The following is a 23,079-nucleotide window of genomic DNA, read 5'->3' on the forward strand; positions in this document are numbered from 1 at the left end:
CAAATCCCTTTTAGTTTCTGAAAGGGATTTTTTTATCACCAAGATTAAATTACAGACCTATTCTTTTCATTACATTATTCTGTAGATTCATTACATTTCAAAAAAAACAAGTTTTTACATCCGTTTATTCTTTAGAAATTTACACTCAAATAAATGACAATTGATTATGGGGAAATATAGAAATATTATTTTTTATGTAGCAACGATTATCTTTTTCTCAGCATTGATGTATTGGTTTTTTGTGGAAGGAAAAACCCTTGAAATAGGAGAAAATATTCCACCAAGCAAAGTTACCGGAAATACAATGTGGGAAAACTTCACCGATTCTTTTTTATCTAATCTGCATCATCCTTTAGCACTTTTACTGGCACAGATTGTTACCATTATTTTGGTTGCAAAATTATTTGGCTGGATTTGTGTGAAACTGAAACAGCCTTCCGTAATTGGAGAAATGATTGCAGGAATTGTTTTAGGACCTTCACTTTTCGGATTATATTTTCCTGAACTTTCAGCGTTTATTTTTCCGAAAGAATCATTAGGGAACTTGCAGTTTTTAAGTCAGATCGGTTTGATTCTCTTCATGTATATTGTAGGAATGGAGCTTGATTTAAGCGTTTTAAGAAAAAAAGCGCACGATGCAGTCGTAATCAGTCATGCAAGTATCATCATTCCTTTTGCATTGGGAGTTGGTCTGTCTTATTTTATTTATAAAGAATTTGCTCCGGAAGGAATTCAGTTCAGTTCCTTTGCTTTATTTATAGCGATTGCGATGAGTATTACCGCATTTCCGGTTCTCGCCAGAATTGTACAGGAAAGAAATTTACATAAAACAAAAATAGGAACCGTAGTTATTACCTGTGCTGCAGCCGATGATATTACAGCCTGGTGTATTTTAGCGGCCGTAATTGCAGTTGTAAAAGCAGGATCTTTTTCGGGATCAATTTTCGTGATCATCATGGCGATTGTTTATGTTTTCATCATGATCAAAGCAGTGAGACCATTCTTACACAGAATTGCAGAATCTCAGAAAGGAAAAGGTTTTATCAGCAAAGCATTGGTTGCCGTATTTTTCTTAATTCTTATTATTTCTTCGTACGCAACAGAAGTTATCGGGATCCATGCATTATTCGGCGCATTTATGGCAGGTGCAATTATGCCTGAAAATGTAAAATTCAGAAACTTATTCATCGAAAAAATAGAAGATGTTGCCTTGGTATTATTGCTTCCGCTTTTCTTTGTATTTACAGGTTTAAGAACACAAGTCGGATTATTAAATGATCCACACCTTTGGAAAATAGGCGGATTTATTATTCTTACAGCCGTTATCGGAAAATTTGTAGGAAGTGCATTGACCGCTAAATTTTTAAAACTAAGCTGGAAAGATAGCCTTACAATCGGTGCATTGATGAATACAAGAGGTTTAACCGAACTTATCGTTTTGAATATCGGTTACGACCTTGGAGTTTTAGGTCCCGAATTATTTACGATGTTGGTCATCATGGCGTTATTTACCACCTTTATGACCGGACCTTGTCTTGACATTATTAATTATTTCTTTAAAGGTAAAAAATCGTCACTGGAAGAAGAGGAACATGATGAAAACGATTCAAAATACAGAGTTCTTTTATCTTTTGAAACCCCAGAATCAGGAAGTATATTACTGAAACTTGCCGATAATCTTACGCATAAAATGAATGGTAATAAAAGTGTAACTGCAATGAATATCGCTCCTGTTGATGAATTGCATGCTTTTGATATCGATAATTTTGAGAAAGAACAGTTTAAAAACGTGATCGAAACTTCGCAGGAACTTCAGCTTGAGGTCACTACCCTTTTCAAAGCTTCCACAGATATTGAAAATGATCTGACAAATATTTCAAACAAAGGAAATTATGATCTTCTTTTGATTATGCTCGGAAAATCGATGTATGAAGGAAGTTTGCTTGGAAGACTTTTAGGTTTCACCACAAAAATTATTAATCCTGAAAAATTATTGAACACCGTAAAAGGAAAAAGCAATATTTTCAACAATTCACCATTCGACGATTCTACTTTGCAGATTTTAGATAACACCAATATTCCTGTCGGAGTTTTGGTAGACAGAGACTTTAATTCGGCAGACAGAGTATTCATTCCTATCTTTAATTTAAGTGATTTTTATTTGCTTGAATACGCAAAAAGATTGATTAACAATAACAATTCACAGATCATTATTCTCGATGTTGCAGGACAGATCAGAAACAATATTGAAGTGAAAGAACTCATCAGAAGCATCGAACAGGTTGCACCCAATCACATCACTTTATATAACGAAAAACAGATTGAAAAGGAGTTTTTACAGTCTCAGGATTTAATGTTAATCAGCAAAAAAAGCTGGAGAGGTTTGATAGATTCTAAAAGTCTTTGGTTGTCGGATATTCCTTCAACACTGATTATTTCAAATCCTTAATTAATAATTTTCATAAATTTAGATATTGATATTTTAAAAAAGACCGGAACTTGATGAGTTTCGGTCTTTTAAGTTTGCTTGATGAATTGGTATTTATATTACATTTGGACTTTAAAACTCTTTGTGCATTTAAAGCATTTTCCACATTTTTTTATATCTTTAAAAAGAGATGAATTTCACAAAGAAAAACACAAATTTACTTTAAGATCAAATATTTTTAATCCACTATGTACAAACTTTTCTTATTCTTTATTCTATTTCTATCTTTTACAAAAAACGAAGCTCAGGAATTATCAATTCCATTTGAAATTATAGAAGGATTTCCTATTGTTCATGTCTCCGTAGACGGAAAAAATCATCAATTTGTTTTTGATACTGGAGCATTTATGACATGCATAAACTCAGAAGTTTTCCTCAATCTTCCTGTTTCAAAAACTATTGAGAACATAGGAGGAATTGGCAGTGAAAGAAAATCAATCAATGCTGTGAATTTTTCTTTTAATTTTTCAAATCAAAACTACACTAACGAAGAAGTTCTTTATACCGATTTAAGTTCATTCTCAAAAATGAGTTGTACGAACTTAAAAATAAGTGGAATTATTGGACGAGATATAATGGAAAACTATATTGTTGAAATTAATCCTGACAATAAAAAAATTGTCTTTCATAGTCCTTCAATATTTAATGAAAATCATCTTATTGGTTTTACCAAAATTAAACTCCAAAAAACTCCCGCCCCATATCTGCCTATAACAATAGGAAAACAGAAACGTTATGTCCAGTTTGATACCGGAAGGAATGGAGGATTAAGTACCACAGATTTTAAACTAAATAAATATATAGAAAAAAAACAGCATATTTCATATCATACAAAGAGTAATAGCTATGGAATACACGGTGTGAATAATGATAAAGATTTACACTATAAAATATACAATGCGGAAATACAAATTGAAAGTCTTAATGTAACTAATCAGGTTTTTAAAACATCAAAAAATGATTTTAATAATATGGGATTTGATTTTAGCAAACAGTTTATTTCCTATTTAGATTTAAAAAATCACAAGCTTTTTATAAAACAGGTGAATCAGAATACTGAAAGTATTAATGATACAGCTCTGCATAATCTAGGATTTTCTGTCAATTATAATGTTGAGAAAGAAAAAAATATGATAACAATACTTTCTACAAGAGTCGAGAATTTGGTTCTAGGTGATACTTTGATAAGTATCAATGGTGAAACACCTCCAAAAAACAATTGTGAAATGTACTCTTTTCTAAGAAAATTTTTCGGTTCGAAACTGAAAATCGTTATAGAGCGGAATAACGAAACAAAAGAAATTGAAATAGAATCTGTTTAAATCCTATAAAACAAAATCCGAAGTATTATTCTTCGGATTTTTTATTTAAATCATTTTGTACGTATCGACTTAGAAAGAATTGCATTCTTTTTCATTAAAAAATCGGGCATCAAATCAGTCGGAAGATAAAAAGTACTTTCTCCTTTTGAATCCAGTTCATCTTTAATTCCGGGGTTCCATGAAAGCAGGTCATCCATTTTAATTTTTAATTCATTTGCAATAACAGTAAGATTAAATCCTGCATTAATTTCCGTTTCCGACAAAGCAATTTCCTGAGAATCTGTCTTTCTTGAATTCAGAAGAGATATCGTTCTTGCATCATTATAATTGGCTAAAACGGCAGGAAGCTCACCGGTTGCATAACATGCATTGAGATATTTTTTGACATGATTAATCGTTTCTGCAGGCAAATATTTAGAAAAAACATGATACTGCGTAGAATTGGCAGCCTGCATTGCTTTGGCAATATTCCCTTCTCCACAATTATAAGCAGCAACAACAGTTACCCAATTGTTGTATTTTTTGTATAAGTTTTTCAATGAAACGGCGGCTGTTTTTGTGCTTCTGTACAAATCATTTCTCCGATCTTCTGTTAATCCGTATTGATTGGCATGAGCTGTCATAAACTGCCAAACTCCTACAGCTCCTGCGTGTGAAGTGATGTTTCGATTGAAGTGGGATTCAATTAAAGCTAAATTTCTCAAATGTTTTGGTAAGCCTTTTTCAACCATAGAAAATTCAATAAAAGTAACAACTTCCTTGTTGGCTTCTATGATATTCTTGTATTTTCTCACGCTGCTTTCAGAAGTATCTGATGCTGCAAGAAACTGCGCATTCACAAAATGTGAACAACTAAGGAATGCAGCGCTTAAAATGATATTTTTGAAATTTGGTTTCATTTTTATGTGTTTCTAATATAGCCTGAAAATCATAACTATCTTTTGATTATTTCTAAAACCTGTTTAAAATTCATATTCTTAATTTTCTTCACTTAAATAAACATTGCTTATTCTTTATTTTAAAACATTAAATAATTAAGAAGTTCTTTAATAATCAATAAATTGATTTTGATTAAATTTTAAGTATCTGAACTGAAGTCTTAACTTCTTAATGTTAAATATTTGATGACAATTCAACAGCTTTTAATATTCTCGCAGACTAAACAGATTTTGCAGATTTTAATAAATCAGCTTGATTAGCTAAATCTGCGAGAGAATTTATTTTAAATTAAAATTTATACAGACTTCTGAAATCAATCTACTTTCCAGCTGATCTTTTCTTCTTCAGCGTTCCAGTCTACTGAAAGGTTTTGTCCGGATTTCACTTCTTCTCTTACAATCATTTTCGAGATTGGTCTCGCCAATTGCGATCTGATCACTCCTGAAATTTGTCTGGCTCCGTATTTACTGCTGAATCCGTTTAATGCTAAATTTTTCACAGCCTCATCACTAATTTTTAAACTCATTCCTAATCTCGTTAATGAATTATGAAGCGATTTTAACTGAATATTAAAAATTCTTTCAGCAATCGATTCTGTAATCGGTGCAAACGGAATAATTTCTGTAATTCTCGCCAAAAATTCAGGTCTGAATCTCCCGGAATTCGACATAATCTGCATTAATGAATTTGATTCAGGAACTTTTCCTTCTTCAAACTGTTTTACAATTTCTTCGCTTCCGATATTTGAAGTAAACAAAATCAAAGCATTACTGAAATCTCCTTCTTTTCCAAGCTTATCATGCACTTTTCCTTCGTCCATGATCTGTAAAAACACATCAAAAACTGAATGATGCGCTTTTTCAATTTCATCAAACAAAACTACAGTATAAGGTTGCTGTCTGATTTTATTCACCAACATTCCACCTTCTTCGTAACCAACGTAACCAGGAGGCGCGCCGTATAAAAGTGCTGCAGAATGTTCTTCTTTAAATTCTGACATATCAAAACGCACCATCGCTTTTTCATCGTTGAAAAGCAATTCTGCCATCGATTTTGCCAATTCTGTTTTTCCGGTTCCGGTTGGTCCCAAAAGGAAGAATGATCCAATGGGTTGTCCCGGTTTATTTAAACCGCTTCGGTTTTCAACAATAGCATCTGAAAGTATTTTCAAAGCGTGATCCTGACCAACAACTCTGTTCATCAGAAGACCTTCCATATTAAGCAATTTCTCTTTTTCCTGAGCCTGAATTTTACCGATTGGGATATTGGTTTTTGCTGCCATTACCGCCGCTAATTCCAGACGGTCTACTTTTTCTCTTTTTTTTGCCGCATGCTGTAAAAGTTCAGCATAGGTTTCTTCTATTATCTTTTGAATTGATTCTACCGGCATCGAATTATCGATTTGCGGTTGTTCACTTAAAGATCCCCACAAAATCGGACTGATTTTATCTCGCAATAAATTGTAATTCCATATCAATTCATCGGCTTTATCTTTATCATCAAAATATTCTTCATTCAAAATATTTTCATAGATTTCTTTCCAGCTTTCCAATTCTTTTTCAGAAAGTTCGTCAAGCATTTTTATTGCCGCCATTGTTCGGTCTAAAAGGTCAATTGCTGCATCTGGAAGTTTTTTACCTTTTGCATAACGTTTTGCCAAACGTACACATTCAGGAATTGCTGTTTTTTCAACTTCAATTCCGTGGTGTTTTTTATAACCGTCCAATAAAACATCGATCATTTTTACACATGTCTTTTCGTCCGGTTCAAGCACCGTTAAAACTTCAAAACGCCTGTTAAAAGCTTGTTCTGGTTCAATAATTTTTCTGTATTCTTCCTGAGTAGTCGCTCCGATAACAGTAATTTCACCTCTCGCCAATTCAGGTTTAAGGATATTTCCGATATTTCCGATGCTTCCTTTTGGATCTAAAAGCGTGTGAATTTCATCAATAAATAAAACTGCTTTTTCAATTTTCTTGCATTCGTTAATTACTTTTTTCAGACGGTCTTCAATTTCACCTTTATAAGAAGTTCCTGCCAATAAAGCTCCCGTATCGAGTTCTAACAAAGTAGCATTTTTAAGCATTTCAGGAACATTTCCTTTAATGATTTCTGTTGCAAAACCTTCTACTAAAGCAGTTTTTCCAACTCCCGGCTCACCTACGATAATTACATTGGGTTTGCTTCTTCGGCAAAGAATTTCCACCAACATTCTAAGCTCTTTATCCCTACCTATGATATTTTCTATTTCTCCGTTCCTCGCCTGTGCAGTTCGGTCTACACAATAACTTTTAATGGATGGAAAAGAAGAATCTGAAAAGTCTGAAGAACCTCCAAATAGAGATGAAATATCACCGTTTTCTGAAGTTACAAAAGGAGTATCTTTTCGGTATAAATTGAAAATTTCGTGCTCTCTTAAAGGAAGTGATTTTAACTGTTGTAATGTAAAAGCAACCTGCGGTTTTACAATCGCCGTAAGAATACAAATCGGAGTAATCTCATCTAAGCCCAGCTTCAAACGAATATCATCTGCTTCTTCCAAAATCTGATCTACAAACTCTCCTTCACCAACTTCTGCTGGAAGATGGGTGGTTTTCGGATAATCTTCAATTCGGACATCTGCCCATTCGTAAAAATATCCGGGATCTTTATCTATGGTTTTCAGAAACTCATTTAAGCCGATATCTTTATGCATTAAAGCCTGCAGAATATGCGGACCGCTATAAGTAGCGTTGTAATTTTCTCTGGCAATTGACTGTGCAATATGAAACAGCTGCTTTACTGTCTCGTTGGTAACAAGTACTCCCATTTATATTTTAATATTAATATTTTTGACATTTTTTTGGTATAACTAAAATAAGTTTTTTTTGTCAATCACTAAAATTAAATGATGTTTATTTACAATTGCAGGGATTTATTTTTATTTTGAAAAGAATATTTAACTTATTGATTAATCTCAATTTGGAAATTGGAAAATGATTGAAAGAGTTTTAAAATCATTAAACATAAAAAAACTTTTTTGACGCAAAGATTTATATTTAAACTTTACATTTTTAGAAGGCAAAGGCAAATAAATTTGCTTCGCAAAGTTTGGAAAAAATTATATATTTTTTTTCATTGATTCATTTTCGCATACTTTATTAAATGAATTATAACTGTTTCAAAATATTGCCATTTTATAAAAAACAAAGCCTTTCCGAATAAGAAAGGCTTTGTTTATATTTTCTAAAGATTAATCTCTATTTTTCAGAAGAATCCATCCGGATTTTAATTCTAATTTTTTACTCGCCGGGTTTTCCCATTGTACGCGATACCAATACGTTCCTGTTGGTAAATTAATTCCTTTTAGAGAACCATTCCATCGAGTGTTTGATTTATCAGCTTTAAATAATTCGGCGCCATATCTATCAAATATTGAAGCAGCAAAGTTTTTATATCCGATAATTCCATTAAAATCAATATAATCATTGGCTCCATCATTATTTGGAGTAATAGCATTATTTAAAACAAAAGTAAAGAACTCTAAAGAATTACCACATTTAGCACCTTGTTTTCTTACCATTAAATTATAACTCGTATTTTTTAATACATTGTAAAATATGTTTGAAGTCTGCCAATTTACACCACCATCAATAGAATATTCTAAAACTCCACCACTAGGGTTTGAAGCCGTAATGGTAAGCATTTCCTTATCGTAAACTACATTGGTAAATTGCGGAAGATCAGGATTAATGATCTGTGCGGTAAACAATCTAGAACAGGTACCGTTGCTGATTTCCACAGAATAAGATCCCGGAACATTCGTCGTGATTGTTTGTGTAGTAGCACCTGTATTCCATAAATAAGTATAATTTGGACCCGCACCGGCATCCAATATTGCTGGATCTCCGGCGCAAACGTAAACGTCTGCTAACGCAGAAACTATTGCAGGAACAACTTCAATGGTAATTTTTGCCGGTGTAGTTGATACACAACCATTTCCACCCAATGCAAAAACTTCGTATGTTGTAGTAACAGTAGGAGTTACAACTTGCGTATTTCCATTTCCGGGAAGACCTGTCCAGTTATAAGTAAACCCGCCACTTGCGGTTAAAGTTACAGATTCACCTGCACAAATTTTCCCTTTAGAAGCTGCTATAAACGCTGTTGGAGGTCCTACAATAATAGTAATTGTTGCCGGAGCTGCAGAAACACATCCATTTGCTCCTGTGGCAGTAACAGAATACGTTGTAGTAGTTGCTGGCGAAACAACTTGTGTATTTCCATTACCTGTTAAATTTGCCCAAGTATATGTTACTCCACCTGCAGCTGTAAGCATTACAGATTCACCCGGGCAAATCTGAGCTACAGAAGATGTTAAGGTAACTACAGGTAAAACTTTATCTTCAACAACATTTACTGTTGCTGTAAAAATACATGTTAGATTTCCTGGTTGAGTAACATTAGTCACTGTTAACGTATATGCTCCTCCTGCATTAACTACCGGGTTTAAAGTATTAGCTCCTGAAACAATATTTCCACCTGCGGTTGTCCACAAAATTGTTGATCCTGCAGGAACTGTAGATGCAGTTGCATTAAGCGTAATCTGAGGAACAGCACAAGTAATTGTTTGTGGAGCAGCTATTGTTAAATTGGTAACAGCTGTTGTCAATAACTGTAAAGTTACTACATAGCTACATCCTCCATTTTTAACTAATACATAAATCGTTTGGTTACCTGCACTTTGAAATGTTGTAGGAGCAGCAATCGTATTCCCATTTCCTGCGTTGGCATCTGCCTGAAGCACATAATAAGCAAAAGTTGCAGTTGCTACAGTGGTCATCTGTGGTTGTGCAGATGTTAAATCATAAGTGATATTTCCTTGCTGATAACATCTCAAAAGTGTTGCATTTTGTACTGTTATAGGTTGTGAAACCTCAATTGTTATTGTTGCAGGCGTTGTAGAAGTACATCCGTTTGCTCCTTGTGCAGTAACAGTGTAAGTTGTGGTTGTAGCTGGAGTTACTGTTTGTGTATTACCCGTCCCGGTAAGCCCAGTCCAAGTATAGGTAGTTCCACCTCCCGCAGTAAGTGTTACTGTTTCACCTGCACAAATCAAAATTTTACTTGCAGCAAGCGTTGTAGTTGGCGGAGTACTATTTCCTAAAACCGTCACATTAGCTGTACCTGTACAAATAACACTTCCTGGTTGATATGTATTTGTAATCGTTAAAGTATAAGTTCCAGCTGTATTAACTACCGGATTTAAAGTATTTGCGCCGGATACAATATTACCTCCGGTGGTTGTCCATGCAAAGGTAGAACCTGCAGGATAAACTGATGCAGAAGCATCAAGCGTTACCTGAGTATTGGTACAGGTTAAAGCTGTTGGTGTTGCAATAGTAGCTGTAATCTGTGGAGCTTTTATTAATTGAAGTTCCGCTACTTTAGAACAGAAACCATTTTTCACCAATACGTAAATAGTCTGGTTTCCTGCACTTGAAAAAGTAGTTGGAGTTGCTATCGTACTTGTATTTCCGGCATTTGCATCGGCCTGATTTACATAATATGAAAAAGTAGCTCCCGGAGTTGTACTAATCGTTGCTTGAGCCGATGTCAAATTAAAATTGACATTTCCTGGTCCGTAACAACTCGTCAATGTTGCGTTCTGAATTGTTGGAGAAGTTCCTCCAACAATCGTTACTGTAGCTGAACCTGGACATGAGCTACCCGGAAACATAACCTCAACTTTATAAACTCCAGGTTGTGTTGCGGTATAAGAAGCACTGGTTGCACCAGGAATCACAACATTGTTTAAATACCAAACGTAAGTTGCATTCGGAACCTGAGTAGATGCTGTAAAAGTCTGTGGAGCATTATCACAAACATTAATTGATGCAGGTAATTGTACTCCTCCCGCACCTAAAATCTGCACACCAATATCAAAAGAACCTGCTTCTAAAAATACCCCAGAATCATAAAGAGAATCCTGATAATCTGCCAAAACCATTTTAAAATGGTAAGTTTGTCCCGGTACCACAGTTGCTTTTGCGGTTAAAGGAACAGTTCTTCCATTAAAGTTAGTTTCAATATTAGAATAATTATATCCTGCAAAATAAGAAGCATTTAAAGCTCCACATATTAAATTGGAACCGTCAAATTCTGTTGCTGGTCTAATGTTTCTAACACTTACAGGACCTGCTCCACCAGGCAAAACTGCCAAATTAGTATAGGTAGGGTCACCATTTTTTTTGAGTAACAAAGCAAAACCATCTCCAATGTTACAAGGAAAATCGCTATCATATTCTTCAGTTGCAAATAAATATCTGAAAGTTACTTCAGTTGCGGTAGGTACAAAGTCAAACTCAATATAACTGGCATCTTTTAGAACAGTATTAGGTACAGATAAAGCAGTAGCTAAATCAACATCACCCTGTGTTGGCAAAACATCCTGAAGAAATGGTGCGATATAAGAGTTTCCTGCTTTTCGGGCTTGTCCTGTAGTAAGTACAATACCTCTTGAAAAAGGAAAATTGGTAGTTCCTTTATTAAAAAACCCCCAGCTTCTCGTTTGATCACCCACTGCAAGATTTGGAGAAACCACTACATTGGAAACATTCGCAGTAGAACACGCTGATCCACCTGCAATAAGTACATCTTTCACCAATTGTGTTATACTGTAAGATGATTCTGCGTAATTTGCTGTATTGACATCAATAAATGCTCCTGCTTTCATCGTGAGACTTGATGGCTTACTGGTACTTTTACTTATTTTTCTCTGTTGGGAAAAAGTAAAATTACCAAGAAGCATCAAAACAAGAAGCAAATAATGTAACCTACCATTTAACATTTTAAACTATTTTTAACAAAAATACTATTTTTTTTGATTAAAATTTAATCAAAAATCATTTACATTAGTTTTAACACAATTGCATAAAGTTCAGATTTTCAGTTTCATTCGTTAATAAAATAAAAAAAGACCGACAAAATCGGTCTTTTTAAATATCTTGGTTTAATATTATTCGAAATTCTTAAGTAAAATCCAGCCTGTTTTTACAGTAAGTTGCTTACTTGCAGGATCTTCAAATGTCACCTGGTACCAATAAGAAGCAGTCGGCAGTTTTTTACCCTGGAAATAACCATCCCAGAAAGGTCTTGTTTTTTCTGCTTTAAATACTACTTTGCCATATCGATCTGAAATTGACGCCTGGAATTTATTATAATCACTTATTCCTCTGAAATCAATCATATCATTTACATTATCTCCATTTGGAGTAATTACATTCTGCATGATAAAAGTAAAGTATTCTAAGCCTCCCATACAACTTGTCGTTTTTACTCGAACTCTGATAGAAATTATTTTATTGTTCGGAATATTATTAAATACATTAGAACCTTGCCAAGTTACTCCATTATCTACAGAATATTCAAGTACACCACCGCTCAAATTAGATGCAGTAACGATTAATGTACCGCTCTGGCTGTAATCTACATTCAAGATTTCCGGAACAAGCGCTTGTTTTACTTCTGTTGTATATCTTTTAGAACAAACTCCGTTGCTGATATCCACAAAATAAATTCCAGGAGTTTCTGCTACAATAGTCTGTGTAGTTGCACCTGTGCTCCAAGTGTAATTATAATTTGGTCCTGCTCCTGCATCTAAAGTAATTCTATCTCCCTGGCAAATAAATCCACCCGAAAGATTCGAAGTAATTGCAGGTACAACTTCCACTTTAACAGTTGCCGGCTGCAGTGATTTACAACCTTGAGCACCAATTGCATAAACTGTGTAAGTGGTAGTTTGTGTTGGTGAAAGTGTTTGTACAGCAGAAGTTACCGTAGAATTACTCCATTGATAAGTAACTCCTCCAGAAGCTGTTAAAGTAACAGACTCACCTAAACAAATCTTTAATTTTGTAGCAACAAGCTCAGCAACCGGAGTCGCTTCTTTACGCAACGTTAAAGTAACCAGCTTACTACAGAACCCTCCATTTGATACAACCACATGTAAAATCTGACCATCTGTTCCGTTATATGAAGCCAAATTCGCATCAGGAATAAAATTGGTATTTTGAGCCTGAGCATCTGCCTGATTTGTATAAAAACGAAAAACTGCTCCAGCTGTTGTACTAATCTGCGGTTTAGCATCATTTAAATTAAAATTGCTAACAGCAGGAGTTGTACAAATTTTTAAAATTGCGTTTTGTGCAACAGGAGTTGTACCCCCTACAATTGTTATTTTTGCTTCAACCGGGCAAGTATTTCCAGGAATTGTAACAACTACCGTAAAAACTCCCGGTGATGTAGCAACATAAGTAGCACTTGTTGCTCCCGGTATTAATACACCATCTTTATACCATTGATAAGTTGCTCCTGTAATCCCTGAAAGCTGAGCGACCAAAGTCTGAGGTGCATTATCGCACACATTCAAACTTGCAGGCAATGTAGCTCCAGTTCCATCAACAAGCTTTATTCCTATATCAAAAGATCCTCCTTCAAGAAATACTGCTGAGTCAAAAATAGTATCTCTAAAATCAGCCAAAACCATTTTAAAATGATAAGCCTGCCCAGGAACCACAGTTGCAATAGCAGTTAATGGCACTGTTCTTCCTTCAAAATTGGTTACTATATTAGAAGCTGAATTGTAACCTCCAAAATAAATTTCATTAGAAGGCCCGCATGTTAAAGGTGTACCATTTGCCTGATTAGCAGGATGTATATTAATCATATTCACAGGGCCAGCTCCACCAGGTAATACTGCAACATTTACATAAGGTCCACCTGAAACAGGTTTAATTAATAATGCAAATACATCTGCGAATTCACAAGGATAACCACTTGTATATTCTTCTGATGCGAAAAGATAGTTGAATTTTACTTGATTAGAATTCGGTACAAAATCAAATTCTAACATTACATTATCTTTATAATGATCGTTAGGATTAGTACTAGGATTAGGTACTGCTACTAAAAGATCCGCATCATCCATTCCTGCACCTGTAACTGTAGAATTTTGAGCAGATGCTACATTTCCGGTCTGTCTTGCATATCCTGTTGTTAAAACAATCCCATCTTTGAATGGAAAGTTTGTAGTCCCTCTGTGAAAGTACCCCCAAAACCTATCATTAAAAGTCTCCGATTGAGTGGGAGTAACTGTTACATTAGATACATTAGGTACCGAACAAGTAGTACCTCCACTAATTAAAACATTCTTAACAAGCTGCTCTACAGTGTAAGTAGAGGGCGCATATCCTGCAGCATTTACATCGATAAATACTCCTGCTTTTTTATTGGTTTCGTCGACTATATTTTTGGGCGGTTGTCTTTTTTGGGCAGAAATAGAAGCCGAAACAAGCAATACCGCAAAAAGAAAAAGATAATTTTTTAATCTATATTTTAACATTTTGTAATTGTTTGCCCAAAAATATCAAATTTTATTTATTTAAAACAAAAAAATCATCTTATTACTAATAACAATTCATTAATTTAAATAAATTTTAATTTAATTCTAATCTTAAAGCAAAAAAGACCAATCATACAGATCAGTCTTTTCATTCTATTTTTTTTGATTAAATTCAGATACAATTAATCTTTTTTAAGCTCATCAATTTTATGTTGAAGTTCGGCAATTTTATCTTTTAAAAATCGTATTTCATTTTTATTAGAGCTTACATTGCTTTTAAGAATTGCTTTTTTGGCTCTTTCGTTATGATCTTCATCATCTTCATCTTCGTTGATTTCTTCAATATCTTCCTGGATATCTTCGATGTCTTCACTAATTTCTTCGATATCTTCGCTAATTTCCTCAAGGTCTTCGCTGATTTCCTCGATATCTTCCTGAATATCTTCGATATCTTCACTAATTTCCTCAATATCTTCCTGAATATCTTCAATTTTTTCATGACTTTTATTAACAGACATCTGAATTAAAATTGAAAGATAAATGGCTTCTAATGACAAAACCGTTGTTAAAACAAGCAGCATTTTATCGACATCTACAATCCCAAAAACCGGTAATAAAAAAGAGGTAATAAAAAGTAAGGTATGAATAATGAGAGACGGTATAGAACCAATCCACGAGGTGATTCCATCTGCCATTCTCTCAAGAAATTCTATTTTTTCGTGTGGTGTTTTCATTATTTTTTGTTTAAAATAATTCTTTCGTTACGCCCAATCCAAACAGAGCAAAATCATATTTTGCGGGATCGTTTTCGTCAAATTTTCTAATAACTAAATCTAATTCCTCAACGGTTTTCCAATCATTCTGCGTTCTTGAAATCAAACCTAATTTTCTGGATATATTTCCGGTATGCACATCCAAAGGAATTGATAAAAACTTCTGATCAATATTTTCCCAGATTCCAAAATCTACGCCACGATTATCTTTTCTGGTCATCCATCGCAAAAACATAATGATCCTTTTTGAAGATGAATTTTTATACGGTGAACTTACATGTTTATGCGTTCTGTGCTTTTCAATCCCTAAAAACTTTTGTCTGAATCTTTCTATCGAGTGATAAAAATTATATTCTTCATCATTAAGTAAAAACAGATTTTCAAGACTTTCATTTTCTTTATAAATTTCATGAAACTGTTTAATAAAATAAGCAAAATCTTCTCCGTTAAAAGTTCGGTGAATGCTTTTGTCTTTAATATAGTCTAAATCCTTTTCAGAATAATTCATCACAAAATCATAAGGAGAATTTCCCATGATATCAAGAATCTTTTCAGCAGATTTAATAATCGATTTTCTGTTTCCCCAAGAAATTGTTGCCGACAAAAAACCAGCAATTTCAACATCTTGTTTCAGCGAAAAACGGTGCGGAATCTGAACCGGATCATCCTGAATAAATTCAAGATTATTGTAAATATCCGCTTTCTCATCAAGAAAATCTTTTAATTCTAAAAAATTCATAACTCTTTTAAATTTTCACACATTCCAAAGCTTTTGGAAGATAAGAATTTGGAAAAACAGTTCTCGCTTCATCTGTAAAGACCGTTAAATCGCCATATCGATTAGAAAAATGTCCTAAAATCAATTTTTCAACTTCAGCTTTTTTGGCAATCGTTGCTGCTTCCAAAGCTGTTGTATGACCTGTATAATCTGCCATTTCTTTCAGATCGTGCAAAAATGTAGACTCATGGTACAAAACCGTTACATTTTTAATAATCGGAATCACAGATTCCAAATATCTTGTATCGCTGCAAAAGGCATAAGAAACCGATGGAGCCGGAGTTGTTGTTAGAACTTCATTTTTAAGAATGTATCCGTCACTCAAAACAAAATCTTTTCCCGCTTTCAAATTATGATAATCACAAGTTTCGATTTCAGAATATTTTGAGACCTCTTCCATATTAATGTGTCGGTCTTTTGGTTTTTCTTTAAACAGATATCCGTTACAGTAAATCCTGTGATCCAGAGGAATAGTAAATACTTCTACCCTATTATCTTCATAGATTTTTTCTGAATAATCTTTGTCCAGTTCATGATATACAACCTCAAAACCTCGGTGCGTTTCAGTAATCGTAAAAATAGTGTCCAGCATTTTTTTGATTCCTTTCGGCCCGTAAACATGCAACGGAGTTTCTCTTCCCAAAAGTCGGAAAGATGCTATTAAACCGGGCAAACCAAAACAGTGATCACCATGAAGATGTGATATAAAAATATGATTGATTTTTGAAAATCTTGCCTTTGCTTTTCTCAGCTGCACCTGTGTTCCTTCGCCACAATCAATCAAAAAACATCTTTCTTCCATTTCCAGAAGCTGAGCTGTAGGTGAAGTATTAATCGTAGGTATTGCCGAGTTAAAGCCTAATATCGTTAAATAAGTACTCAAATCAATAGTTTATTAAAGCAAATGTACAACAAAAGGTTGAGGTTGAAAATGAGGTTGAGGTTGAGTCTAAGTTTTAAAATCAATTTAAAATAAAGTTCTTTTAAAATTCAAAGTTTTTGCAACCTTAACCTTAACCTTAACCTTAACCTTAACCTTAACCTTAACCTTAACCTAATCTTTCAAAAAATCAAGAAACAAATCTAATGCCTGTTTTCTATGACTGATTTTGTTTTTGTCTTCAGGATTCATCTCTGCAAAAGTGATTCCATAGCCTTCTGGAACGAAAATAGGATCGTAACCAAAACCTTGGTGACCTTTGTTTTCTGTCAATAAATTTCCGTGAACTCTTCCGTCAAAATATTGAGCACCGTTTGCATCATAATAACATAATACCGTGATGAAATAAGCTTTTCTGTTTTCAACATTTTCCATTTCGCTTAAAACTTTTTCGATGTTTTTAGCAAAATCGTGATCTCCTGCATATCTTGCCGAAAAAATTCCGGGTCTTCCGTCTAAAGACTCTACTACCAAACCGCTGTCGTCACCCAAACTTGGAATGCCTGTTTTTTCGAAGCAATATTTCGCTTTAATCAAAGCATTGGCGTTGAAAGAGTCTCCGTCTTCAATGATTTCGTCGTGAATATCATAATCGGTAAGACTTTTTACGGTAAAATCATTTCCTAAAATCTGTTGAATTTCTTCTTTTTTATGGAGGTTGTGTGTAGCAACTAATATTTCCATTTTTAATTTTTTATATGTTTATTTAAATACAAAATTCACAAATATTATTCGCAAATCCACAAGATTATTGTTGTGTAACTTGAAAGAATATTCGTATGATTTGTATTTTTAAATTGAATTTAAATTTCAGAGTAACGCACTTTATTTCTAAATGTAAATAGGTAGAAAAATACAGAAAACAATACAATTCCGATTGCCAGAATCATCCATTCCTGTATTTCAAAAGCTTCTGCAAAGCTTTCTTTTTTAGTATAAAATATCAAGATTGCTGAGCAAAGATTATTAAAACCATGCAAAAGCATTGGTAAAAGCAGTGATTTTGTTTTATAATAAACCAATCCTAAGACCGTTCCCAACAAAGTTGCTCCAACAAACTGCCACGGATTTCCGTGTATCAAACCAAAAAGAACACTTGCTAAAAGTATTGCCTTCCATGGCTTAACTCCGTTATTGATCATTCCTTTCTGGATGATTCCGCGGAAAATAATTTCTTCAAAAATAGGTGCCATAATCACGGCAGTAATGACCATGACTACAGGATCATCGGTAAGCCCCGCCAACAGGTTTTCAAAAAACTCATAAAAATCTCCGAAAAAAGGTCCGGTTGTAGGAATTTGAGAAGTGATAAACTCACCGACAAACATCATTCCGAGCATCATCGGAAAAATCAGGAGGTAGGTAGAAAAATTCGTGGGCGAAAAATTAAAATTCAATTTCTTTCCCGTTTTCTGGCGTACTATTAAAAAATCGAAAGCCCAAATAATCAAACAGAAAACGACAGCATTGGCAAACATCATAAACCAAGGCTTCTGCATAAAATCTAATTTAAAAATAAATTTCCCTGCAAGTCCTACAAAACCTACCAACAAACTTCCAAAAATATATCCTGCCAATAGGATGAGACCTCCAATCCAGTCGAAAATATATTTCGGATATTTTGAGTTTTCCATGTACTGATGATTTTTTTAAGAGAAACAAAGATAATTGAAATTATATGAAATGAAAACCGATATAAGACTTCTGACATTCTTCCAGTATGACAAATCTTATCTTTTTTTTAACCTTTGAGACCAAATGTGAAAAATAATATCGCTGTATCTTTGCAACTTAATTTTTTTCGTCACATGGACAGTTCAATAAATCCACCCAAAAACATCAATCTTAAACTTATTTCTTATGTATCTTTTACTTTTGTAGGATATTTTATTATCGGTTTATCACTTTCGGTTTTGCCGATTTTCATCACCAAAAGTTTAGGATATAGCCTTTTAATTGCAGGAATGGTAATTAGTTTGCAATATATTTCTACATTTTTCTTGAGAGCATATTCCGGAAAAATTATTGATGGAAAAGGCCCGAAACCAGCAGTTTTATTTAGTATGATTGGTTTTTCTTTAACCGGAATTTTTCTAATTCTCGCTTATTATTTTAAATTTTCTCCGATTTTAAGTCTTAGTTTTTTAATCATTACCCGTCTTTTAACAGGTTGTGCAGAAGGTATGGTTGGAGCAAGCCCGATCAACTGGGCGATTATGGATTTAGGCGAAAAACATACCGCAAAAATCATTTCCTACAACGGTGTTGCCTGTTACGGAGCTTTGGCAATCGGAGCTTCTTTAGGGATTGTAATCGAGCATGCATACAGTTTGTATGGCATTGGAATTCTCTCTATCATCTTAGGAATTCTCGGATTTTTCTTTGCTAAAACTAAAGAAAACAAAACCAACCTCAACCCACAAGAAAATCAATCTTTCTGGAAAGTTCTTGGGAAAGTTGCTCCTTTTGGAGTTTGTCTGGCTTTAGGAGGAATCGGTTTCGCAAGTATTTCTACATTTATCACGTTATATTACAATTATTTTCATTGGAATAATGGTGCTTTGTGTTTAAGTATTTTCGGAGGATTATTTGTAGCCGGAAGATTGATTTTCAGCAATGTTATCAATAATTATGGCGGAATAAAAGTTGCCATTGCCTGTCTTTTTGTAGAAACCATCGGACTTTTAATTATTGCTTTTGCAACCAACGCTCAAATGGCTTTGGTTGGAGCCGGTGTTACAGGATTAGGATTTTCGCTAATATTTCCTGCGCTTGGCGTTGTTGCTATCAAGAGTGTTTCACCATCAAGCCAAGGTTCTGCTTTGGCGGGTTACGGACTTTTCATTGATATTTCTTTAGGTGTTGCAGGTCCTATAATTGGAAGTGTTGCCGATTTTTTCGGAATGCAGTTTATCTTTCCGTTCAGTGCGGCAATGGTTTTTATTGGTTTAGGACTAGCTTATTTTCTGAAGAAAAAATCAAACTTAAAAAAATTGAATGAGGCTTAAATTTAAACTGAATTGGGTTTAAATAAGATTACTTTTTTGCTGTATAAACAAAGCAACCGGCTTCACTTGGATGGTCTAAAACCAAATCTTCAGGATTTTCATTTTTTAAAGTCATTAAAATCATAAAATCTCCTGCAGCTCCCATGATAAAGAAAATCCCAAAGCACAAAAGATAAAAATTGCCCGTAATGATTGCCCAAACTGAAGGTATAAAACCCAGAATAATTGCAGGCATTATAACTCCTATTCTATAATATTTTAGCTTTAAGGGTTCTTTGCAATGACAATAAGGGGTAAGATATTGCTTCATAAAACCAAATTTTATTGATTTAAAACCGTTTTTACAAAAAGGTAAAAAAGTAAGCCCGTGAATAAGCTCATGCAAAACAATTCCCAAAACGATAAAAAATAATGGAATAAATCCACTTAAAAAAGTATATTTTTCTATAAGTCTCTTAAAAGTTGAACTCAGATGCTCGAAACTAAACTGGTATTGCCAAAGAAAAATATAGGGAATTAGAAACACAACACACGAATACAACAATATTTTCAGTGAATAAATATTTGCTTTCTTTAAATCAATTGTCAGTTTTTTCTCAGTGTAATTTTCCATCAATCAAACATTTCAGGTTTAAAAATAATTAAATTAAACAAGAAAGGCTGCAAAAAAAATTGCAGCCTTCTCTATTCTTAATTAAGACTTATTATTGTCCCATCATTTCTCTGATACGTTCCTGCATCAATTCCTGATCTGAAAGTGCATCCCATCCGAAAACAGCAATCATCACAATATTTAAAACAAGATAAAGTGCGCTAAGGATCAAACCAATAATACAAAGAATTCTTCCGGTATTAAGGTTGTTGTAATCAGAATATAAAGTTGGATTACTTTGGTACAATGCATTGTCTTTTTTGTAAAGTACAAGTCCGATAATTCCGGCAATTAGCCCCAAAACACCGTAACAACAGCATCCGACGATAGAAACAATTCCTAAAACAAGTACTGCCGTAGCATTAGGTAATTTTTGTTGATTCATAATTTGTTTTTTTAATGTTTAGTTTAAATGAATAATAAAATGTTTATAAAAGTAAGAAAAAACCATGATCAGTGAATTAATTATTGCTAAAAAAATCAAAATCTGTCCATAATTTCTTTTTTTGTCGATAAAATTGATGCCAACAAAGCAGAAAAACAGCAATAAAGTATAAACTGCCGGAAACATTTGAAAGGCCTCAGAAAACTTTCCCTGAAAAACCATCAAAATTGCCCGCTGACTTCCACATCCGAAACACTCAATTCCCAAAAACTTTTTGCTGGGACAAGGAAGCATAAAATCTTCTATATGCATTGCTGTCTTTTAAATTCGCTCCTAAAATTAAGAAGAAATTTTCGCTCTAAGGTACTGATGAGGAAAAAAAGATTCTTCTTTCATTTCAAAAGAACCCTGAACTGCCAAATAAGGATTTCGTAAAATCTCTCGTGCTACAAATATTAAATCGGCTTCATTGTTTTGTAAAATTTCCTCTGCCTGTTCGGGGTTCGTAATCAAACCTACTGCTCCTGTTTTCACATTTGCCTGATTTTTTACAGCCGAAGAAAATGGAACTTGATACCCATCAAAAACAGAAATTTTTGCGCCATGAATATTTCCACCACTCGAAACATCTATCAAATCGACATGATGATCTTTTAAAATTTTTGCCAATTCTACACTATCATCAATATCCCAACCGTTTTCAGCATATTCTGTTCCTGAAATCCTTACAAATAGCGCTACATTTTCATTGAGTTCTTCGTTGACTGCATCTACAATTTCCAGTAAAAATCTTATTCTGTTTTCAAAACTTCCACCGTACTCGTCTGTTCTCACATTAGAAAGCGGTGATAAAAACTGATGAATCAGATAACCATGCGCTCCGTGTATTTCAACAACATCAAAACCTGCTTTTACTGCTCTTTTCACAGCATTTTTAAAATTTTGAACCTGTTCTTTTATTTCTTCTAAAGTCAAAACGTGTGGAATTCTTTCTGTCGGATGATACGGAATCGCACTCGGTGCAAGCGTTTCCCAACCTTCCTCCAAAGAGATTTGTTTATTTTCCCATGTAGAACCTTTTCTTCCAGCATGAGCAATCTGAATTCCTATTTTGCTTTCTGAATTTTTATGGACGAATTCTACAATTTTCTGAAGTTCTGCAGCTTGTTCGTCATTCCAAATTCCCATGCAGTGATTGGTAATTCTTCCTTTCGGTTCTACCCCGCTCGCTTCAACGATGAGAAGTCCGGTTCCGCCTTGAGCACGACTTCCGTAATGCACAAAATGAAAATCATTGGCAACCCCATTTTCTGAGGAATACATACACATTGGAGACATTACCCAACGGTTTTTAAACTCTACATTTCTAAATTTTATAGGAGAATATAACATTGAATTATTTTTAAAGAATTAAAAATACAAAATCTGGCAAGATTATAACGTATTGCCCACGTCACTAAAAAGGTTTACTTTTATGCCCCTTTTTTACGGAGACAAAAAATGAAAAAAGATATAAAAATCGATTACGAACATTTCAAAGGCAGGAACGAACTTTCAGAAGTAGAAAACAGCCTTTTTGAAAAAGCAATTCAGGCGAGAGAAAACGCTTATGCACCCTACTCTAACTTTTTTGTAGGTTGTGCCGTTTTGTTGGAGAATGGTGAAATTTTCTCAGGAAACAATCAGGAAAATGCAGCTTTTCCTTCCGGGCTTTGTGCAGAAAGAACTGCTCTTTTTTGGATTGGAGCAAATTTCCCAGATCAAAAAATTAAAAAGATCTTTATTGTGGGCGGACCAAAAGAATTTTCAGAGAAAAACCCACCAATTCCGCCATGTGGAGCTTGCCGACAAAGTATTATAGAATACGAAACAAAGCAAAACGAAAATATCGAACTTTATTTTTCTAACTTAAATGATGAGGTTATAAAAGTAACTTCTATAAAAGATTTGCTTCCATTTTATTTTGATGGAACATTTTTGTAGAAACTTTCCACGGATTACACAAATTAGCACAGATTATTGAAAATATAATCTGTGTTTTTTTATCATAAAGAAACCACTGAAAAAGAAATATAAAGAATGTGAAACTGTTATTTTCTTAACTTTTGGAAATAGTAAAGTCTAAAAACATTTTGTTTCTTTTACGGTGAAAATCTTCTAATTTAAATCAATTGTAAGGTTTTACTTTAGCTTTAATAAAATTTAATCTTTCTTTTCAAAAAAACTATATTTGCAAAAATTTTGGTTTCCAAGAGATTGGAACTAAGAGGGAATTGGGTGAAACTCCCAAGCTGTCCCCGCAACTGTAAATCGCATAATCAATTTCTACAAAAAACCACTGCCAAAACGGGAAGGTGTAGCAAAGCGAAAGTCAGGAGACCTGCCGGAATTTTAATATTAATAATAGAATTG

Annotated in this window: 17 protein-coding genes and 1 riboswitch; of the genes, 4 read left to right on the forward strand and 13 right to left on the reverse strand. The window is 33.9% G+C overall.

Translation table 11 applies throughout. From position 1 onward, the window contains the following. The first annotated feature begins 166 nt into the window (after window positions 1-166). Both BUR17_RS06340 and BUR17_RS06345 read left to right on the forward strand, forming a co-directional pair. The gene (locus BUR17_RS06340; RefSeq protein ID WP_074229481.1) at window positions 167-2,449 is read left to right on the forward strand and encodes a cation:proton antiporter; all 2,283 of its coding nucleotides are present in this window, start codon (window positions 167-169) and stop codon (window positions 2,447-2,449) included. A 227-nt stretch (window positions 2,450-2,676) separates the two neighbouring features. After that, a complete protein-coding gene (locus BUR17_RS06345; protein ID WP_074229482.1) occupies window positions 2,677-3,810 on the forward strand; it encodes an aspartyl protease family protein in 1,134 nt (377 codons plus the stop codon). 50 nt (window positions 3,811-3,860) lie between these two features. Here BUR17_RS06345 and BUR17_RS06350 read toward each other — a convergent pair whose 3' ends face one another. From BUR17_RS06350 to BUR17_RS06390, 9 genes are all read right to left on the reverse strand, one after another. Further along, entirely contained in the window at window positions 3,861-4,709 is an 849-nt protein-coding gene (locus BUR17_RS06350) for a lytic transglycosylase domain-containing protein (protein WP_074229483.1), read from the reverse strand. Window positions 4,710-5,062: 353 nt separating this feature from the next. Next, the gene (locus tag BUR17_RS06355) at window positions 5,063-7,558 is read right to left on the reverse strand and encodes an ATP-dependent Clp protease ATP-binding subunit (RefSeq protein ID WP_074229484.1); all 2,496 of its coding nucleotides are present in this window, start codon (window positions 7,556-7,558) and stop codon (window positions 5,063-5,065) included. Between the two features lie 423 nt (window positions 7,559-7,981). Further along, entirely contained in the window at window positions 7,982-11,578 is a 3,597-nt protein-coding gene (locus BUR17_RS06360; protein WP_074229485.1) for a choice-of-anchor L domain-containing protein, read from the reverse strand. A gap of 168 nt (window positions 11,579-11,746) precedes the next feature. After that, the gene (locus BUR17_RS06365; RefSeq protein ID WP_074229486.1) at window positions 11,747-14,131 is read right to left on the reverse strand and encodes a choice-of-anchor L domain-containing protein; all 2,385 of its coding nucleotides are present in this window, start codon (window positions 14,129-14,131) and stop codon (window positions 11,747-11,749) included. 182 nt (window positions 14,132-14,313) lie between these two features. Continuing rightward, window positions 14,314-14,865: a DUF1003 domain-containing protein gene (locus BUR17_RS06370; protein WP_074229487.1), complete on the reverse strand. Its 552-nt coding sequence runs from the start codon at window positions 14,863-14,865 to the stop codon at window positions 14,314-14,316. A gap of 10 nt (window positions 14,866-14,875) precedes the next feature. Further along, window positions 14,876-15,643 carry a TIGR02757 family protein gene (locus BUR17_RS06375; protein ID WP_074229488.1) on the reverse strand — a complete coding sequence of 256 codons (768 nt, stop codon included), beginning with the start codon at window positions 15,641-15,643 and terminating at the stop codon, window positions 14,876-14,878. A gap of 7 nt (window positions 15,644-15,650) precedes the next feature. Further along, window positions 15,651-16,565: a ribonuclease Z gene (locus BUR17_RS06380; RefSeq protein WP_074229489.1), complete on the reverse strand. Its 915-nt coding sequence runs from the start codon at window positions 16,563-16,565 to the stop codon at window positions 15,651-15,653. A 171-nt stretch (window positions 16,566-16,736) separates the two neighbouring features. Further along, the gene (gene rdgB / locus BUR17_RS06385) at window positions 16,737-17,306 is read right to left on the reverse strand and encodes an RdgB/HAM1 family non-canonical purine NTP pyrophosphatase (RefSeq protein ID WP_074229490.1); all 570 of its coding nucleotides are present in this window, start codon (window positions 17,304-17,306) and stop codon (window positions 16,737-16,739) included. A 119-nt stretch (window positions 17,307-17,425) separates the two neighbouring features. Further along, window positions 17,426-18,256: a CPBP family intramembrane glutamic endopeptidase gene (locus BUR17_RS06390; protein ID WP_074229491.1), complete on the reverse strand. Its 831-nt coding sequence runs from the start codon at window positions 18,254-18,256 to the stop codon at window positions 17,426-17,428. 174 nt (window positions 18,257-18,430) lie between these two features. Between BUR17_RS06390 and BUR17_RS06395 the strand changes: the two genes are divergently transcribed. Then, window positions 18,431-19,630 carry an MFS transporter gene (locus BUR17_RS06395; RefSeq protein WP_074229492.1) on the forward strand — a complete coding sequence of 400 codons (1,200 nt, stop codon included), beginning with the start codon at window positions 18,431-18,433 and terminating at the stop codon, window positions 19,628-19,630. Window positions 19,631-19,658: 28 nt separating this feature from the next. On the opposite strand, the gene BUR17_RS06400 is transcribed toward BUR17_RS06395, so the two are convergent. From BUR17_RS06400 to namA, 4 genes are all read right to left on the reverse strand, one after another. Next, window positions 19,659-20,243, reverse strand: coding sequence for a DUF3267 domain-containing protein (locus BUR17_RS06400; protein WP_074229493.1), 585 nt, complete (start codon window positions 20,241-20,243; stop codon window positions 19,659-19,661). 91 nt (window positions 20,244-20,334) lie between these two features. After that, window positions 20,335-20,667 carry a CCC motif membrane protein gene (locus BUR17_RS06405; protein ID WP_074229494.1) on the reverse strand — a complete coding sequence of 111 codons (333 nt, stop codon included), beginning with the start codon at window positions 20,665-20,667 and terminating at the stop codon, window positions 20,335-20,337. Between the two features lie 18 nt (window positions 20,668-20,685). Next, window positions 20,686-20,979, reverse strand: coding sequence for a DUF2752 domain-containing protein (locus BUR17_RS06410; RefSeq protein ID WP_074229495.1), 294 nt, complete (start codon window positions 20,977-20,979; stop codon window positions 20,686-20,688). 27 nt (window positions 20,980-21,006) lie between these two features. Then, window positions 21,007-22,059 carry an NADPH dehydrogenase NamA gene (gene namA, locus BUR17_RS06415; RefSeq protein ID WP_074229496.1) on the reverse strand — a complete coding sequence of 351 codons (1,053 nt, stop codon included), beginning with the start codon at window positions 22,057-22,059 and terminating at the stop codon, window positions 21,007-21,009. Between the two features lie 108 nt (window positions 22,060-22,167). Here namA and cdd point away from each other — a divergent pair, with 108 nt between their 5' ends. Then, window positions 22,168-22,650: a cytidine deaminase gene (cdd, locus tag BUR17_RS06420; protein WP_074229497.1), complete on the forward strand. Its 483-nt coding sequence runs from the start codon at window positions 22,168-22,170 to the stop codon at window positions 22,648-22,650. A 242-nt stretch (window positions 22,651-22,892) separates the two neighbouring features. Beyond that, window positions 22,893-23,069, forward strand: a riboswitch (cobalamin riboswitch). Window positions 23,070-23,079 lie beyond the last annotated feature (10 nt).

The organism is Chryseobacterium scophthalmum (genome assembly GCF_900143185.1).
Classification (GTDB): Bacteria; Bacteroidota; Bacteroidia; order Flavobacteriales; family Weeksellaceae; genus Chryseobacterium; species Chryseobacterium scophthalmum.

Coding starts and splice junctions, on each gene's coding strand:
- BUR17_RS06340 (WP_074229481.1), top strand. CDS start 167: ATGGGGAAATATAGAAATATTATTTTTTATGTAGCAACGATTATCTTT.
- BUR17_RS06345 (WP_074229482.1), top strand. CDS start 2,677: ATGTACAAACTTTTCTTATTCTTTATTCTATTTCTATCTTTTACAAAA.
- BUR17_RS06350 (WP_074229483.1), bottom strand. CDS start 4,709: ATGAAACCAAATTTCAAAAATATCATTTTAAGCGCTGCATTCCTTAGT.
- BUR17_RS06355 (WP_074229484.1), bottom strand. CDS start 7,558: ATGGGAGTACTTGTTACCAACGAGACAGTAAAGCAGCTGTTTCATATT.
- BUR17_RS06360 (WP_074229485.1), bottom strand. CDS start 11,578: ATGTTAAATGGTAGGTTACATTATTTGCTTCTTGTTTTGATGCTTCTT.
- BUR17_RS06365 (WP_074229486.1), bottom strand. CDS start 14,131: ATGTTAAAATATAGATTAAAAAATTATCTTTTTCTTTTTGCGGTATTG.
- BUR17_RS06370 (WP_074229487.1), bottom strand. CDS start 14,865: ATGAAAACACCACACGAAAAAATAGAATTTCTTGAGAGAATGGCAGAT.
- BUR17_RS06375 (WP_074229488.1), bottom strand. CDS start 15,643: ATGAATTTTTTAGAATTAAAAGATTTTCTTGATGAGAAAGCGGATATT.
- rdgB (WP_074229490.1), bottom strand. CDS start 17,306: ATGGAAATATTAGTTGCTACACACAACCTCCATAAAAAAGAAGAAATT.
- BUR17_RS06390 (WP_074229491.1), bottom strand. CDS start 18,256: ATGGAAAACTCAAAATATCCGAAATATATTTTCGACTGGATTGGAGGT.
- BUR17_RS06395 (WP_074229492.1), top strand. CDS start 18,431: ATGGACAGTTCAATAAATCCACCCAAAAACATCAATCTTAAACTTATT.
- BUR17_RS06400 (WP_074229493.1), bottom strand. CDS start 20,243: ATGGAAAATTACACTGAGAAAAAACTGACAATTGATTTAAAGAAAGCA.
- BUR17_RS06405 (WP_074229494.1), bottom strand. CDS start 20,667: ATGAATCAACAAAAATTACCTAATGCTACGGCAGTACTTGTTTTAGGA.
- BUR17_RS06410 (WP_074229495.1), bottom strand. CDS start 20,979: ATGCATATAGAAGATTTTATGCTTCCTTGTCCCAGCAAAAAGTTTTTG.
- namA (WP_074229496.1), bottom strand. CDS start 22,059: ATGTTATATTCTCCTATAAAATTTAGAAATGTAGAGTTTAAAAACCGT.
- cdd (WP_074229497.1), top strand. CDS start 22,168: ATGAAAAAAGATATAAAAATCGATTACGAACATTTCAAAGGCAGGAAC.